12 protein-coding genes are annotated in these 16,350 nt (G+C 71.8%); 8 read left to right on the top strand and 4 right to left on the bottom strand.

Annotated features, from left to right (window positions below; translation table 11 throughout):
• Nucleotides 1-74 precede the first annotated feature (74 nt).
• Complete coding sequence (locus tag ACQPWU_RS35415) at nt 75-1,961, top strand: ABC transporter ATP-binding protein (RefSeq protein ID WP_433429626.1); 1,887 nt, start codon at nt 75-77, stop codon at nt 1,959-1,961.
• Here the strand turns inward: ACQPWU_RS35415 and ACQPWU_RS35410 are convergent.
• The gene (locus ACQPWU_RS35410; RefSeq protein WP_433429624.1) at nt 1,933-2,817 is read right to left on the bottom strand and encodes a sulfotransferase family protein; all 885 of its coding nucleotides are present in this window, start codon (nt 2,815-2,817) and stop codon (nt 1,933-1,935) included. The two genes, ACQPWU_RS35415 and ACQPWU_RS35410, sit on opposite strands and share 29 nt — an antisense overlap.
• 81 nt (nt 2,818-2,898) lie before the next feature.
• Here ACQPWU_RS35410 and ACQPWU_RS35405 point away from each other — a divergent pair, with 81 nt between their 5' ends.
• Both ACQPWU_RS35405 and ACQPWU_RS35400 read left to right on the top strand, forming a co-directional pair.
• The gene (locus ACQPWU_RS35405; protein ID WP_433429622.1) at nt 2,899-3,792 is read left to right on the top strand and encodes a S66 peptidase family protein; all 894 of its coding nucleotides are present in this window, start codon (nt 2,899-2,901) and stop codon (nt 3,790-3,792) included.
• 33 nt (nt 3,793-3,825) lie between these two features.
• Entirely contained in the window at nt 3,826-4,695 is an 870-nt protein-coding gene (locus ACQPWU_RS35400) for a hypothetical protein (RefSeq protein WP_433429620.1), read from the top strand.
• A gap of 66 nt (nt 4,696-4,761) precedes the next feature.
• Here the strand turns inward: ACQPWU_RS35400 and ACQPWU_RS35395 are convergent, their stop codons facing one another.
• From ACQPWU_RS35395 to ACQPWU_RS35385, 3 genes are all read right to left on the bottom strand, one after another.
• Nucleotides 4,762-7,068, bottom strand: a complete 2,307-nt coding sequence (locus ACQPWU_RS35395) for an ATP-binding cassette domain-containing protein (RefSeq protein WP_433429618.1) — start codon at nt 7,066-7,068, stop codon at nt 4,762-4,764.
• A gap of 119 nt (nt 7,069-7,187) precedes the next feature.
• Complete coding sequence (locus tag ACQPWU_RS35390; protein WP_433429617.1) at nt 7,188-8,351, bottom strand: pyridoxal phosphate-dependent aminotransferase; 1,164 nt, start codon at nt 8,349-8,351, stop codon at nt 7,188-7,190.
• A gap of 57 nt (nt 8,352-8,408) precedes the next feature.
• A complete protein-coding gene (locus ACQPWU_RS35385; RefSeq protein WP_433429615.1) occupies nt 8,409-9,554 on the bottom strand; it encodes a PP2C family protein-serine/threonine phosphatase in 1,146 nt (381 codons plus the stop codon).
• A gap of 331 nt (nt 9,555-9,885) precedes the next feature.
• Between ACQPWU_RS35385 and ACQPWU_RS35380 the strand changes: the two genes are divergently transcribed.
• The 5 genes from ACQPWU_RS35380 to ACQPWU_RS35360 all read left to right on the top strand — a co-directional run bounded on the left by ACQPWU_RS35380 (nt 9,886) and on the right by ACQPWU_RS35360 (nt 16,349).
• The gene (locus ACQPWU_RS35380; protein ID WP_433429614.1) at nt 9,886-10,215 is read left to right on the top strand and encodes a hypothetical protein; all 330 of its coding nucleotides are present in this window, start codon (nt 9,886-9,888) and stop codon (nt 10,213-10,215) included.
• Nucleotides 10,215-11,774 (top strand): hypothetical protein, encoded by a 1,560-nt coding sequence (locus ACQPWU_RS35375; protein ID WP_433429612.1) that lies wholly within the window; start codon nt 10,215-10,217, stop codon nt 11,772-11,774. The genes ACQPWU_RS35380 and ACQPWU_RS35375 overlap by 1 nt, the downstream gene beginning before the upstream one ends.
• 164 nt (nt 11,775-11,938) lie before the next feature.
• Complete coding sequence (locus ACQPWU_RS35370; RefSeq protein WP_433429611.1) at nt 11,939-13,684, top strand: ABC transporter ATP-binding protein; 1,746 nt, start codon at nt 11,939-11,941, stop codon at nt 13,682-13,684.
• Nucleotides 13,681-15,522, top strand: a complete 1,842-nt coding sequence (locus ACQPWU_RS35365) for an ABC transporter ATP-binding protein (RefSeq protein ID WP_433429609.1) — start codon at nt 13,681-13,683, stop codon at nt 15,520-15,522. Before ACQPWU_RS35370 ends, ACQPWU_RS35365 begins: the two co-directional genes overlap by 4 nt.
• Complete coding sequence (locus ACQPWU_RS35360; protein WP_433429608.1) at nt 15,510-16,349, top strand: NAD-dependent protein deacetylase; 840 nt, start codon at nt 15,510-15,512, stop codon at nt 16,347-16,349. Before ACQPWU_RS35365 ends, ACQPWU_RS35360 begins: the two co-directional genes overlap by 13 nt.
• Nucleotide 16,350: the final 1 nt, after the last annotated feature.

The following is a 16,350-nucleotide window of genomic DNA, read 5'->3' as shown; positions in this document are numbered from 1 at the left end:
CGCGGTGAGCGGACGGGGGAATCGCCAGGCGCGATGGCGGCGCTGACTCCGGGGGAGGAGGAGGGATCCCCCGCATGATGGTGATGGGAGGGGGCTTCGGCCCTCACGTGATGGCGTCCCTGCGGCGCGACGGCTCGGTCACCGAGCAGCGGTTGCGACCCGGCACGGTCCGGCGCATCGCGCGCTACGCCAAGCCGTACCGGACGCATATCGCCGCGTTCCTGCTGCTCGTCGTGGCGGGCGCGGTGATCGTGGTCGTCAACCCGCTGCTGATGAAGGCGATCATCGACGACGGCATCCTGGCCAAGCAGCCGGGCGTCGTGGTCGCCCTGGCCGTGACGATCGGCGCGCTGGCGCTGGTGGACGCCGGGCTGACGCTGGTGCAGCGGTGGTTCTCGGCGCGCATCGGCGAGGGCCTGATCTACGACCTGCGCACCGAGGTGTTCGACCACGTGCAGCGCATGCCGGTGGCGTTCTTCATGCGCGCCCAGACCGGCGCGCTGGTCAGCAGGCTCAACACCGACGTGATCGGCGCGCAGCGGGCGCTGACCAGCACCCTGTCGTCGGTGGTCTCCAACGTGGTCAGCCTGGTCCTCGTGCTGGGCGCGATGCTGGCGCTGTCGTGGCAGGTGACGCTGGTCGCGCTGGTGCTGCTGCCGATCTTCATCGTGCCCGCCAAGTTCGTCGGGCGGCGCATGTCGGCGCTGACGCGCGAGCAGATGCAGCTCGACGCCGAGATGAGCTCGGTCACCACCGAGCGCTTCAACGTGGCCGGCGCCATGGTCGCCAAGCTCTACGGCCGCCCGGAGGACGACGCCGAGGTGTTCGGCCGCAGGGCCGCCAGGGTACGCGACGTGGGCGTGACGGTCGGCATGTACGGCACCGTGTTCAGGGTCGCGCTCGGGCTCGTCGCCGCGCTCGCCACAGCGCTGGTGTACGGCATCGGCGGCGTGCTGTCGGTCTCCGGCGTCTTCGAGCTGGGCACGCTGGTGGCCCTGGCCGCCCTCCTGATGCGCCTGTACGGGCCCCTCACGTCCCTGTCCAACGTGCACGTCGACGTGATGACCGCGCTCGTGAGCTTCGACCGGGTCTTCGAGATCCTCGACCTCAAGCCCATGGTGGCGGAGAAGCCCGGCGCCACCAGGCTCCCCGACGGGCCCGTGACCATCGAGTTCGACGACGTGCGCTTCCGCTATCCGGCCGCCGAGGAGGTCTCGCTGGCCTCGCTGGAGTCGGTGGCCAGGCAGGACAGCGGCCCGTCCTACCCCGTGCTCAAGGGCATCTCGTTCACGGCCGAGCCGGGCCGGCTCGTCGCCCTGGTCGGCCACTCGGGCGCGGGCAAGACCACCATCACGTCACTGGTGTCCCGCCTGTACGACGTCAACGAGGGCGCGGTCCGGATCAACGGGCTCGACGTGCGCGACGCCACCCTCGACTCCCTGCGCGACACCGTCGGAGTGGTCATGCAGGACGCTCATCTCTTCCATGACACGATCGGGGCCAACCTCCGCTATGCCAGGCCGGGGGCGGGCGACGAGGAGATCTGGGAGGCTCTCAGGGCCGCGCAGATCGGCGACCTCGTCGAGAGCCTGCCCGACCAGCTCGAGACGGTCGTCGGCGACCGCGGCTACCGGCTGTCCGGGGGCGAGAAGCAGCGCCTCGCGCTGGCCAGGCTGCTGCTGAAGGCGCCCCGCGTGGTCGTGCTCGACGAGGCCACCGCCCACCTCGACTCGGAGTCGGAGGCGGCCGTGCAGGTGGCGCTGAAGACCGCGCTGGAGGGCCGCACCTCGCTGGTGATCGCGCACCGGCTCTCCACGATCAGGGAGGCCGACGAGATCCTCGTCATCCACGAGGGCCGCATCGCCGAGCGCGGGCGCCACGAGGAGCTGCTGGCCCGCGGCGGCCTGTACGCCGAGCTCTACCGCACCCAGTTCACTTCTTCAGGTAGCCCAGGCGCTTGAGCTCCTCTCTGGCCACCTTCTCCACGAGCTCCAGGTCGGCCGATCTGAGCTTGGTGCGCCAGGCGCCGACCTTGGGGACGCCGGTGTCGTACAGGACGACCTTCGACACCCGCGTCTCCAGGAACTCCGCCAGCGCGGCCACCGACGGCGCCGGCTTCTGCACCAGGTCCTCGTAGCGCAGCGTCAGGAGCTGTCGCTCGGGCAGCGTCCTGCGCAGCTCGGCGCTCAGGCGCACGGCGCTGCGCCAGCGCAGCGCGCTCTTGCCGGCCGCCGGCATGCTCTTCCACCGGTCGAGGTGCTCGTCCTTGTTGACGCCGAGGAACGCGTTGGGGAACTCGGTCTGCTCCGACAACATCGCCGGCTTGAACCAGGCCAGGCACGCGGGATCGCCGAGCATGCCGGCCACCACGTCCCTGCCGTCGCGGATGAGCTGCACGAACCGCGCGTCGGGAAAGGCCTGGAGCAGCACGGGAGCGCTGTAGAGCAGGTCGGGGCCGCCGTCGCCGAACCTGGTGATCTCGCTCGTGGACACGCAGGGACCGGTCCCCGTGACCCCGCCCGCCTCTCTGCACGACTCGGCGCACCCGCCGCAGGATCGGGGCAGCACCTGCCACGACTCGGCGAGCGCGTCGCGCATGACGCGCACGGCGCCGGAGGTCTGGCCGATGGACGGCTTGCGGGCGAAGGCGTACACCACGTGCGCCACGCTCGCGCGGCCCATCGTCACGTGGAAGCCGGGAGATCTTTTCAGGGCGCGGGCAAGCAGGTCCGTACCGGAATGCGGCGCTCCGATCAGGAAGACCGGCCGGCGGACCTTGATGCCGTTGACCACGAGTATGTGGGGCGGAAGTCGCATATGAGAGGTAAGTGTGACACCGTTTTCCACGTGGACGAGCCATTCGTTTCCACCCGAACGAGCCATTCGAGGAGTTGATCGATGCGACCCGGTGACACCGTCGCGGTCGTCTCGCCGTCGGGCCCGCCCAACGCGGTGATGCTCAGGCGCGGCGTCGAGCGTCTGGAGAGCCTCGGGCTGAAGGTCGTGGCCGGCGCGCACGCGCTCGACCGGCAGCCGCTCGACTACCTGGCGGGCGACGACGCCGCCAGGGCCGCCGACCTGCAGTCCGCCTGGTGCGACCCGGCCGTCTCCGCGGTGTTCTGCTGCAGGGGCGGGTACGGCGCCGCCAGGCTGCTCGACCTGCTCGACTGGAACGCCATGCGTGCGGCGGGCCCCAAGGTCCTGCTCGGGTCGAGCGACATCACGGCGCTGCACAACGCGTTCGCCATCGAGCTCGGCGTGCCCACGCTGCACGGGCCGATGGCGGCCTGCGACATCCTGGCCGACGAGAAGGGGCCGGAGCCGCGCACCTGGAAGAGCCTGCAGGCGGCGCTGTTCGGCACGCCCGAGCCGGTCCAGGGCGAGCGGGTGCTGGTCCAGGGGCGGGCCGAGGGCGTGCTCGCCGGCGGCAACCTGTCGCTGCTCGCCTCGATGTGCGGCACGCGGTGGCAGCCGTCGTTCGCGGGGAAGCTCGCGTTCCTGGAGGACATCGGGGAGGAGCCGTACCGGATCGACCGCATGCTCACCCAGCTCCTGCAGGCGGGGGCGCTCGACGGGGTACGCGGGATCGCGCTCGGTTCGTGGGTCGACTGCGGTGACCCGTACCCGGTGCTCGAAGACCGGCTCGGCGGGCTCGGGGTTCCTGTCCTGGCGGGGCTTCCGGTGGGACACGGGTCGCCCCAGATGAGTGTGTGGCTTGGGAGACTTGGGGTTATCGATACCGAATCGTGCTCCCTAGCTGCCATTGTCGGTGATGGGGAGCAGGCAAGGTAAGAGGGACGAATCCGACAGAAAGGGACATTGCGCGTGAGCTTGTTCAGGCGGCACCGGGAGCCCTCACGCCGGCCGGTCGAGGACGTCGATCTCGACTCGCTGCTCGCGCTCGTCGCCGAGTCCCTCGGATACTCCTTCGAGTTCGCCCGTGACGGCGGATCCGTGACGCTCACGGGCGACATGGAGCTGGTCGTCAGGCTCACGGGGCTGCGTCGCGAGGCGGGGCGCAGGGCCAGGGAGGACTGGCCCATGCTCGTCTCCGAGCACCTCTCGCACGCCGTGGCCACCGCGGGGGAGCGGCTGGACGTCTGCGACCTGGAGCAGGCCGGGCCGCTCGTCCGGACCCGCGTGGAGGCCGTGGAAGAGGTGGCCGACCTGACCCGCGTGGTGGGCCGCCACCTCAACGCCGACCTGGTGGAGCTGCTCTTCGTGGGCTCGCGCGCCGTGCGGCCCGAGCAGGCCGGGTGCTGGCCCGTGCCGACCGCCCAGGCGATCGAGATGGCCGTCGCCAACGTCCGCCGCGAGGAGCGGCTGGAGGTCGAGTCCATCGAGCTGTCGGGCACGCCGATCACCCGTCTGACCGCCATGTCCCCGTCGGCCGCCACTCATCTGCGGTGGCTGGGCGACTACCTCTCCGTTCCCTCCGACGGGGTGCTCGTGGTGCTGCCCGACCCGTACACGCTGCTCGTGCACCCGGTGGACGGGATCGGCGTGGTACGCGCCATCGAGCGGCTGCGGGTGCACGCGGCGCAGACGGGCGGGCTCAGCTCGCAGGTGTACTGGTGGCACGAGGGGCGGCTGACGCACATCAGGGCCGACATCGTCTCGCAGCAGGGCCAGACCCGGCTCGTGGTGGCGCCCCCGCCGGAGTTCGCCCGCGTCCTGGCCCGTCTGGCCGTCTGAAGCGCCCGCCCTGCGCCTGGTCCCGCGCGGGCTGGAGGCGCGCGCGAGACCGGCCGGCCCCCTGGCTCAGGGGTTGCTCACGTAGTCGCGCAGGTGGATCGCCGTGAGCGAGGTGCCGGTGGCGACCAGCTCGCCGGGGGTGCCGGAGAAGACCACCTGGCCGCCGTCGTGACCGGCTCCAGGGCCGAGGTCGATGATCCAGTCGGCGTGGGCCATGACGGCCTGGTGGTGCTCGATCACGATGACCGTGTTGCCGTCGTCCACCAGGCGGTCGAGCAGCGCCAGGAGCTGGTCCACGTCCGCCAGGTGCAGGCCCGTGGTGGGCTCGTCCAGCACGTACGTGGTGCCGTTCTTGGCCATGTGGATGGCGAGCTTGAGCCGCTGCCGCTCGCCGCCCGACAGCGTGGTGAGCGGCTGGCCCAGGCCCAGATAGCCGAGGCCGACCGCGGCCAGGCGGTCGAGGATCGTGCGGGCCTGTCGTTCGGTGAAGAAGTCGCGGGCCTCGGCCACCGGCATGGCGAGCACCTCGCTGATGTCCTTGCCGCGCAGCGTGTACGTCAGCACCTTCGGCGTGAACCGCTTGCCCTCGCACTCCTCGCACACCGAGGCGACCTCCGCCATCATGGCCAGGTCGGTGTAGATCAGGCCGATGCCCTTGCACGCCGGGCAGGCGCCTTCGGAGTTGGCGCTGAACAGGCCGGGCTTGACGCCGTTGGCCTTGGCGAACGCCGTGCGGACGGGGTCGAGCAGGCCGGTGTAGGTGGCCGGGTTGCTCCGCCGCGAGCCGCGGATCGGCGACTGGTCGGCCACCACCACGCCGTCCCGCCCGGCGACGTACCCGTGGATGAGGGAGCTCTTGCCCGAGCCGGCCACGCCGGTGACCACCGTCAGCACGCCGAGCGGGATGTCCACGCCGACGTCCTTGAGGTTGTGCAGGGTGGCGCCCTTGATCGGCAGGTGCCCGGCCGGGGTGCGGACGTGGTCGCGGAGCCGTACGCGATGGTCCAGGTAGCGGCCGGTCAGGGTGCCGGAGGCGCGCAGCCCCTCCAGGTCGCCGTCGTAGCAGAGCTGCCCGCCGGCCGTGCCGGCGCCGGGGCCGAGGTCCACCACGTGATCGGCGATGGCGATCGTCTCCGGCTTGTGCTCGACGACGAGCACCGTGTTGCCCTTGTCGCGGAGCTGGAGCAGCAGGTTGTTCATCCGCTGGATGTCGTGCGGGTGCAGCCCGGCCGTGGGCTCGTCGAAGACGTACGTGACGTCGGTGAGGCTCGAGTTGAGGTGGCGCACCATCTTGACGCGCTGCGCCTCGCCGCCCGACAGCGTGCCCGACTCGCGGTCGAGGCTCAGGTAGCCGAGGCCGATCTCGACGAGGGAGTCGAGCGTCGAGCGCAGCCCGTCCAGCACGGGGCCGACGGCGGGGTCGGCGATGCCGCGGACGAAGGCGGCCAGGTCGTTGATCTGCATGGCCGAGCAGTCGGCGATGTTCCTGCCGTCGATCATGGCCGACCTGGCGGCCTCGTTCAGCCGGGAGCCGCCGCAGGACGGGCAGACGGCCAGCTTGATCGCCCGCTCCGCGAACGCCCGCGCGGAGGGCTGCATCGACTCGCGGTCCTTGCCGAGGTAGGTCCGCCTGACCCGGGTGACGAGCCCCTCGTAGGTGAAGTTGTTGGAGCCGTACTTGATCTTGGTCGCGGGCTTGTGGAGGAGGTCCTCCCATTGCTCGGCGGTGAAGTCCTTCAGCTTGACGGCGGGATCGAACAGGCCGGAGCCCGCCACGACCTGCCAGGGCCAGCTGTCCACCGCGAATCCGGGGGCCTTGATCGCCCCTTCGTTCAGCGACAGCTCCCTGTCGACCAGCTCGTCCACGTCGATGTCGGACGCCTTGCCCAGCCCCTCGCACTCGGGGCACATGCCCTCGGCGCGGTTGAAGCTGAAGGCGGAGGCGGGGCCGACGTGGGGCTCGCCGATCCGGCTGAAGACGATCCGCAGCATCGTGTGCGCGTCGGTCGCCGTGCCCACGGTGGAGCGGGCGTTGGCGCCCATGCGCTCCTGGTCCACGATGATCGCCGCGCTGAGGTTGTGCAGGGCGTCCACATCGGGGCGGGCCAGGCTCGGCATGAACGCCTGGATGAACGCCGTGTAGGTCTCGTCGATCAGGCGGCGCGACTCGGCGGCGATCGTGTCGAAGACGAGCGACGACTTGCCGGAGCCGGACACGCCGGTGAAGACGGTGAGGCGGCGCTTGGGGATGTCGAGGGAGACGCCCTTGAGGTTGTTCTCCCTGGCGCCGCGGACCTGGATGAGGTCGTGGCTGTCGGCGGCGGTGTGATCGCGGTGCTGATCGGTGCTGGCCTGGCGGCTGGGGACGACCACGGAACCCTTCCATCGTCTGATTTTCTCTGCCGTACGGGGGAAAGCCGGGACAGCCTATAGCCCGTCTCCGACATTCTGTGGGTTCCGTACATCGTACCGTACGGCATACGATACGAATCTCAGGCCGACAGCGGGTTGACGTGCCGGTGGTGCAGCCCGATCACGGGGATCTCGTGGAGGCTGCCCGAGTACAGGAACTGCGTCATGCCGATGAGCAGCCGCCGCACGTCGTCCTGCGGCCGCACGACCAGGCGGATGAACTGGCTCGTCGTGCCCAGCTTGTTGCCGCACTCTCGGACGTACACGCCGTGCTCGCTGAGCAGGTGGTCGCGCAGCGGCACCCCGTCGTGCCCGGGCGGCAGCTTGACCAGCAGGAAGTTGCCCTGAGAGGCGAACACCGACAGGCCCGGCATGGTGCTGAGCTGCTGGAACATCGCCCGCCTGTCGTGGCCCACCCGCTTGAGGCTCTCCTGGTACTCGGGCATGAACTGCCGCATCATGAACACCACGACCTCGGCGAACGAGTTCAGGTTCCACTTGGGCAGCGCGTCGCGCACGCGGGCGGCCAGCGCCGGGTTCGCGACCAGGTAGCCGAAGCGGATGCCGTGCAGGCCGAAGTTCTTGCCCAGGCTGCGCAGGACGATCACGTTCGGCCGGACCGCCGCCTCCGCCGCCAGCCCCGGGTACGGCTCGGCGTCCACGAAGTCGCCGAACGACTCGTCCACGATCACCAGATCCAGGTCGATCAGCTGGTCGAGCAGGCGCAGGACCTCGTGCTTGGGCAGGTAGCCGCCGTCGGGGTTGTTGGGGTTGCAGATCACCGCCACCCGGGAGCCGCGCATGCGGATGAACGAGACGTAGTCGTTCACGTCCAGCGTGAAGTTGCGGCTCTCCAGCAACGGGTACATGTCCACCCGCTTGCCCGTCTCCAGCGGCTGGTCGGTCCAGCGCCCGAAGGTGGGGATGGGCACCGCCAGGCTCTCGCGCACCAGCAGGTGGTCGATCCAGGTGATCAGCTCGGTCGACCCGTTGCCCATGGCGACCGTCTTGGGGTGCAGCCCGAGCGTGGCGCAGAGCTCCTCGGTGATCGTGCCCGCGTCGCTCGGATAGAACTTGAGTATCGTCTCCAGGTTCCTCCCGAGGTGATCGAAGATCTCCGGGGTCGGGAAGTACGGGTTGCACGGAATGCAGAAGTCGACCGGCGCGCGCTCTCCCGACGAGGCGCGCATCAGTGAGAAGTACGACGGGCTGTGCGCCTGTGCCCGTAAGAGGCTGAGCTCCACGACACCTCCATCGACCATGTCCGATGTGTGTAGGTACGCGCCATCGGAGTGGCCGGTTCATGATGTTGTGTGGGTGTCCCGCAGCCCGTCGTACCAGACCTCCCACCGCGTGCTTCCCGGCTCGCTCCTGCGCAGGGTGACGATCGCGACGTCGTCGCGCGGGGCCGCCCTGGTGAAGGCGTGCAGGTCGGCGCCGAGCGCCTGGGCGAGCCTGTCGGGCGGGTCGGGTGCCCATGCGCGCAGGCGCTCCGCCAGCGGGTAGAAGGCGCCGCCGGGATCGCGGGCCTCCGTGACACCGTCGGTGCACAGCACCAGCGTCGCGCCCGGCGGGAACGCGAACCGCGCGCTCGTCCGCGGCTCCGTGGTCAGCGCCGCCACGCCGAGCGGCACGGACGGCTCCCCGAGGTTCACCTGCCGCGCGACGCCGGCGTGGATCATGTACGGGGCGATGTGCCCGCAGTTGACCGCTTCGACGTCCAGTCCCGTGCAGATGTCGAGCACGAGCGCGGTGACCAGGCGCTCCTGCTCCCCGGTGGTGGCGGCGAACGTGTTCTGCCTGACGACGGCGTTCTCCAGCGCGTCGACGACGCCGTTCAGGGTGTCCTCGCGGTAGGCCGCCTCCCTGAACGACCCCAGCACCGCCAGCGCGGTCCCGATCGCGGGCAGGCCCTTGCCCTGCACATCGGCGATGAGCACCCGGGCGCCGCGCCGGGAGACGGCCACCTCGTACATGTCGCCGCCCACCATCGGCTCTTCCTCCGCCGGCTGGTAGAGGCCGTCGACGACCACGTCGGCGGTGCGCAGTGGCAGCGGGCGCACGATCAGTCGCGCGAGAGCGGACGCCGCCGAACGCAGCCGGCGCACCTCCTCCTCACGCCGCACGCGGTAGCGGCAGCCGAGCACGGCCAGTCCCCCGAACGCGGCGGTGAACCCGACCGCCAGCAGCTTGTCGTCCAGCTCGGCGCCCAGGTAGGTGCTGACCCCGACCTCCGCCAGGACCACCCACACCGACGCGTAGACCGTCTGGCGCACCGTGCCCAGCCCGGCGACGATGGCGGGCAGGAAGATCAGCAGCGGGAACAGCCGCACCGCCGTGCCCGTGAGGACGTCCAGCGCGGCCACCGTCGCGGTGATGAGGACGAGCCCGGAGACGAAAACGAGCGTCGAGAGATAGGGCCCTTCGCGTCTCCCGCCTTCCGTCACGAGTCCTCCATCCCCTCTCGGGGAAAAGCGTAACGGCTCGCTTTCCGGGACGGCCGTGAGGAATCGCGAAACGGGCTGCTGGATTTGCTCTCCCGCGATTACGGGAGGCGGATGCATTGCCTCTGTACTGGGACAATAGGCGGATGAATACGGACAGTAACGATCCCTGTCCCTTATGGCTGGATTTGCTGTATTGGTCGATGACCTCAGCGTGGCATTCTTTTTGTTTCTTATCCTCAATCTTATTGACAAGCAAAAATGATCTTGTAAGCATTTAAAGTTAAACGGGCTGTGCGCCAATTCCACTTCTGCGCCGAGAAAGGGTGGCCGTGTGAGCGAGCACGACTGGACTCCGCTGCCGGCCGCGGCCGTGGGGGTCGTGCGGCTGGAGCGGCGGGTGCTCGACCTGCTCGCCGGGCCTCCGGGGGTTCCGGAGTGCGGTGCCGCCGAGGGCGTGCGTGGCGTGGCCGGCGCGACGCGCGTTCCGGTGCGGGGCCGTGTGGAGGCGTCCGGCGCCTCGGAACGCAGTCGCGTGGTGGGCGGCGGGGCCTTCCGCGCGCGGTCGCACCGAGGTGCCGGGCTCCTCCGGACGCCGGCCCCGCGCACGCGGGCGGCGCGCCCGTGTCCGTATCCATATTCGTGGCCGGGGGAGTGCCGCTGATGGACCTGATCATTGTTCCGCCGCTCACCGACTTCACCACCGAAGTCGTGCCGCCCGCCGGGGCCGAGGTGCTCGACCTCAACGAACGGATCGTCGAACGCCTCGCCGATCCGTCCCGTCTCAAGGCCGCCGCGGAGCGGCTCGACGGCGGGCCGCTCACCGCGTTGCTCGATCGGGCGGCGGCGGCCGTCCTGGAGCGCAAGGCGTTCGACGACGCCCACCTCAGAGCGGTGGGCACGGCGCTGCGGCTGGCCGCGGACCCCGCCGTCCGGCTCAGCATCGACGACCTGGAGCTGGCCGAGGGGAGCACACAGAGCAGCAGGGACGTGCTCGGGGCGGCCGGGCGGTGCGAGCTGTTCGGTCCCGAGGTCGAGCTGGCCATGGCCGCGGCCAGGGGGCGGCGGGCGCACGTCGTGGTGGACGACGGCCAGCAGCTTCCCGCGGCCTTCGCGCTGGTAAGCGCCCTGGGAGCCGGGCAGGTGACGTTGTGCGGGCGACTGGCGGCCGAATACGGCGCGGCGCTGCGGCGCGTGCCCGAGCTGGCCGGGGTCGAGCTGCTGGCCTGGTCGCCTGAGCGGGTCATCCGCCCCCTGTGGTACGACGCCGTGCCGATGGGGCGGGCATGCACGTGGCATCGGCCGGATGCCGCGCCCGCCGAGGGGGCGCCCTTGTGCGACGCCCCGGACACCCAGCCGGGGAAGCGTGTGCGCTGGGTGACCGGGGCGTGCCCCCCGCCCGCGAGCGGGCCGTGGGCCGGGCGGCTGGACGCGGTGGGGGCGGCCGCGTTCCCCGGCGACGTGCTGGCCCGCTGCCGCGGCCTGACGATCACCGTGACGCGGATCGACTTCCTGGCCGCCGTGACCGGGCTGAACGGCGTGACCGTCAACCTGCGGCGGCTGCTGGCCGGGATACCGCCGGGCGTGCCGGTGACCTGCGAGCTGGTGCTCGGCGCGCCGGGCATGGACGCGGGCGTCGTGGGAGAGTCCGTGGAGCTGCTGGCGGAGGGCGCGGGCGGGGTCCGGCTCGCCGGGCTGCGGCCGTACCGGATGGCGATCCGCTCCGGCTGGGCGGGGCAGAGCGTGCGCTTCCCGCCGGACGCCGCGAACGACCTGGCTCGGTGGATCGAGTTCGACGCGCCGGACACCATGCGGGCGTACGAGGTCGCGGCCATGATCAGGACGTGGGTGGGGCGGCTCCGGGGGCTGCCGGCCGGCCGGCTGGCAGCCTGTTCGGTCGCCGGCCAGGAGCCCGCTTCCGCGTGGCATCTGTGTACGGAGGTGGATCGGGCGGGGGCCAGGCCCTGCGGCCAGTCCGCTCCCGCGTGGGATCCGTGTGCGGAGGTGGTCAGCGGAGGAGCGGGGCCGGACGGGGGCGGGCCAGGGACGTTCGCGGTCAGCCTGCGGTCAGGGCGGTCGTTCCGGCTCCACCCGTACGAGGTCGCGCCCGTCTCCCGGCTGGCGGCCGACGACCCGCACGCCCTCGACGGCCTTCCCGAGCGCGCCCGCACGGAGCTGACCACAGGGCTGGCCCGGGCGGGAGTGCTGAGGGGGCACGGGTGAGCCGCTCCCGGCGCCGGCAGGCCCCGTAAATCGGTTGCCCCGTAACGCGACGGGCTGCTGTACTCCCCTGCAGCAGCCCATCGATCCAGGAGGTCCCGCCATGCGGACAGCGCTCATGTCCACCCAGCGCAAAGACACCTCCTATCCAAAGGGCATGACGCTTCTTGACACCGTTCGACCAGGGGATCGCTCCGCGTAGCACCTCCGTCCTGCGCCTGCTGCGCCCAGGACCCCGCCCTGCCGCCGCGCTGGTCGCGGCCATCGCCGCCGCCACCGCCCTGCCGCTGGCGGCGCCCCAGATCACCCGCCGCTTCGTCGACGACGCCATCGCCGGAGCGAGCACCAGACACCTGACCCTGATCGCCCTCGGCTACCTCGCGCTCGCCCTCGCGGGCCAGGCCGCCAGGATGGTCACCGCCTGGCTGGCCAGCCGCCTCGCCTGGGACGGCACCAACCGCCTGCGCGAGCGCCTCGCCCAGCACGCGCTCGGCCTGGACATGGCCTACCACGGCCGGCACACGCCCGGCGAGATGATCGAGCGCGTGGACGGCGACGTGGTGGCCGTGGCCGACTTCGTCGTCGCGTTCCTCATGGACGTCGTGGCCGGCGTGCTGCTCCTGGCCGGGGTGCTGGTCGTCGTCTTCGGCGTCGACTGGCGCATCGGCTGCGCGCTGCCGGCGTACTGCCTGCTCATCGGGTACGGGATGGCCCGCGCGCAGCGGCTGGCCGTGCCCGCCGCGGCCCGGTCGCGGGCGGCGAGCGCCAGGCTGTTCGGCATGCTCGAAGAGCGGCTGGCCGGAGCCGAGGACATCAGGGCCAACGGCGCCGGCGAGCACACCGTGCGCCGCTTCCAGCAGGTCAGCGCCGCCCTCTACCGCGCCGAGGTCAAAGACGCCCGCATCGGGACCACGCTGCTGGCCGGCACGTCGGTGGCGTTCGCGGCAGGCACCGCCATGATGCTCGGGCTCGCCGCCTGGGCCCTGAAGTCCGGGACGCTCACGATCGGCACCGCCGTGCTGATCTTCCAGTACACACTGATGGTACGCACGCCGTTCGAGCGGCTCATCGACCAGATCAGGCAGTACCAGGCGGCGCTGGCCGGCTTCGCACGCATCGGCGACCTGCTGGCCGAGCGGCGCACCCTGCCCGAGGGCACCCGCCCGCTGCCGGAGAAGGGCCCGCTCGGCCTGCGCCTGGACGGCGTCGGCTTCGCCTACCCGGGCGACGACGAGCAGGTGCTGTCGGGCGCCACCCTCACGCTGGCTCCCGGCGAGACGCTCGGAGTGGTGGGGCGCACGGGGAGCGGCAAGACCACCCTCGCCCGCCTGGTGCTGCGCCTGTACGACCCGACCGAGGGCGTCGTGCGGGCCGGCGGGCTGGACCTGCGCGAGGCGGACCCGGCGTCTGTCAAAAAGCGGATCTGCGTGGTCACCCAGGACGTGCAGCTCTTCGCCGCCAGCCTGCGGGACAACCTGACGCTCTTCCGGCCCTCGCCAGGGGACGAACTGCTGCGCGAGGTGCTCCACGGCGTCGGGCTCGGAGACTGGCTGGCCACGCTGCCCGACGGGCTCGACACCGAGCTGCGCGTCTCGGCCGTGTCGGCGGGCGAGTCACAGCTCATCGCGTTCGCCCGCGCGTTCCTGGCCGACCCCGGGCTCGTCGTGCTCGACGAGGCGTCCAGCAGGCTCGACCCGGCCACCGAACGCCGCATCGAGCGGAGCATCGACCGCCTGCTCCAGGGCAGGACCGGCGTGATCATCGCGCATCGCCTGTCCTCGCTGTCCCGCGTGGACAAGATCGCCGTACTCGACCAAGGCAAGATCATCGAGTACGGCCGCCGCGCCGACCTCGCCGCCGACCCCGGCAGCAGGTTCGGGCGCCTGCTGGACCTGGCGGGGGTGAGCCGGTGAAGCCGGTGATGCTGGTGGCCACCCGGCTGGCCACGTTCGGCTTCCGCCGCTACCTCGTCGGCGCGCTGCTGTGGCTGCCGGTCCACGTCATCCCGCTCGCGAGCGGGCTCGTCCTGCAACGGATCTTCGACGGGCTCCACGGCGACCTCGGCTTGGTGCTCTGGTTGTGCGCGGCGTTCGTGGGCGTGGAGGTCGCCCGAGGGCTGATGATCGTCGTCGCGTGGACGTACGGCGTCTACTGGTGGGCCGCCGCGGCCACCCTCCTTCGGGCCAACGCCCTGCGCTCCATCCTCACCGCGCGCGGCCCGGCCGCGGCGCGGCTGCCGCACTCGTCCGGCGAGTCCGTCGCCCGGCTGCGGGACGACGTGGCCGACGCGGTCGACTTCACCGACGAGAGCGTCAGCCTGGCCGGCACGACGCTCTTCGCCGCCGCCGCGCTGGCGATCATGGCTTACGTCGATCCCGTGATCACGCTGGTGCTCGTCCTGCCGATGGTCGCGATCGGCGTGCTGAGCAGGGCCATGCGGCTGACCATCGGACGGCTGCACCAGCGGGCCAGGACGCTCGGCGCGGCCGTCACGGCGTACGTGGGCGAGATCTTCGGCGGCGTGCTCGCGATCAAGACCGCGGGAGCGGAGGCGGCGGCGCTGGAGCGGCTGCGCGAGCACAACCGGCGGCGGCGCGCCGCGGCCGTGAAGGACCGCCTGGCCATCGACCTGCTGGACGCCGCCACGGGCACCACCGTGGAGCTCGGCATCGGGCTCGTGCTGCTGCTGGCGGCGCCGGCGATGCGCGGCGGCGAGTTCACGGTGGGCGATCTCGCGCTGTTCACCAGCTACATCGGCTGGCTGACGGCGCTGCCCCGGACGATCGGCACGATCCTGTACCGCCTGCCCCAGGCCGCGGTCGCCACCGAACGCCTCACCCGGCTCATGGCGCCGCACGGGAGCGCCGACGACCTGTCGCGGGGCGCGGACGTCTGGCTGCGCCGCGACCCGCCGGCCGTTCCCCGTGTGCCACCGCGTGATGACCCGCTCCGGGTTCTCGAGGCGCGCGGGCTGAGCGCGCACGGCGTGCGGGGGATCGACCTGCGGGTCGAGCGCGGTTCGTTCACGGTCGTCACCGGCGCGGTCGGCTCCGGCAAGACCACGCTGGTACGCGCCCTGCTCGGCCTGATCCCGCTGGACGAGGGCACGATCTCGTGGAACGGCACGCCCATCGGCGATCCGGGCACGTTTCTCGTCCCCGGCCGGGCGGCGTACGCGAGCCAGGTCCCGAGGTTGTTCTCCGAGACCCTGCGGGAGAACCTGCTGCTCGGCCGGCCAGCGACCGACGGCGACATCGCGCGGGCGCTGGAGATGGCGGCGTTCGAGCCGGACCTGGCCGCGATGCCCGACGGGCTCGGCACGGTGGTCGGGCCGCGCGGCGTGCGCCTGTCCGGCGGTCAGGTCCAGCGCGCCACCGCGGCCCGCGCGCTGGTACGCGACCCGGATCTGCTCGTCGTGGACGACCTGTCATCCGCGCTCGACGTCGAGACCGAGCGGCTCCTGTGGGACAGGATCGCGGGTCACGGCACCCTGCTCGTCGTCTCCCACCGTCGGGCCGCGCTCGAACGCGCCGACCAGATCATCGTCCTCGACCGCGGCCGGATCGCCGGGCGCGGACGGCTCGCCGAGCTGCTGGAGAACTGCCCCGAGATGCGGCGGTTGTGGAGCGCGGAGCGGATCGCCGAGGCCGGGGAGGGAACGGGTGGCCAACCGGGCAGCGCGTGGGCCTCGCGGGTGCGACAGGGCCGGGGAACGGGCAGGTCCGCAGATCGGGCACCATGGACTCTGTGACAGTGACACGACTGGCCGAGCTGGTCGCAGGGGGAGGCGTGGCCGTGCTCAGCGGGGCAGGCCTGTCCACCGAGTCCGGCATCCCCGACTACCGGGGGCCGACCGGCCGGGCCCGGCGCGCGGAGCCGATGACGTACCAGCGCTTCGTCGGCAGCGCGGAGGCCCGGCAGCGATACTGGGCGCGCAGCCACGTCGGCTGGCGGCAGATCGGCCAGGCCCGGCCCAACTCCGGCCACCGGGCCGTGGCCGAGCTGGAGCGGCGCGGGCTGCTCGCCGGCATCGTCACCCAGAACGTCGACGGCCTGCACCAGGCGGCCGGGGCCCGGCGGGTGATCGAGCTGCACGGCGGGCTCGACCGGGTCGTCTGCCTGTCGTGCCGGGAGCGCACGCCCCGCGCCGAGCTGGAGCGGCGGCTGCGCGCGGCCAACCCCGTCTGGGACGCCGGCGGCCAGATCAACCCCGACGGCGACGCCGTGCTCACCGACGAGCAGGTCGCCGGGTTCAAGGTGGTCGACTGCGCGGCGTGCGGCGGGCTGCTCAAACCCGACGTGGTCTTCTTCGGCGAGAACGTCCCCCGTCCCCGCGTGGACGAGTGCTTCGCCATGGTGGCGGGGGCGCGGACGCTGCTGGTGCTGGGGTCGTCGTTGACGGTCAAGTCGGGGCTGCGGTTCGTCACCAAGGCCGCCGCGCTCGGCATCCCGATCGCCATCGTCAACCAGGGCCCGACCGGTGGCGACGCCGACGCCTCCCTCACCCTGGACGCCCCGCTCGGCCCGACGCTGACCGACCTCACGGGCCGGTTGCCGGGCCGGCTCGCGGCACAATAGG

The organism is Nonomuraea sp. CA-141351 (assembly GCF_050944675.1).
Taxonomy (GTDB): Bacteria; Actinomycetota; Actinomycetes; order Streptosporangiales; family Streptosporangiaceae; genus Nonomuraea.
Note: the sequence above shows the minus strand (reverse complement) of the source record. Positions and strands in the feature narration are given on the sequence as shown.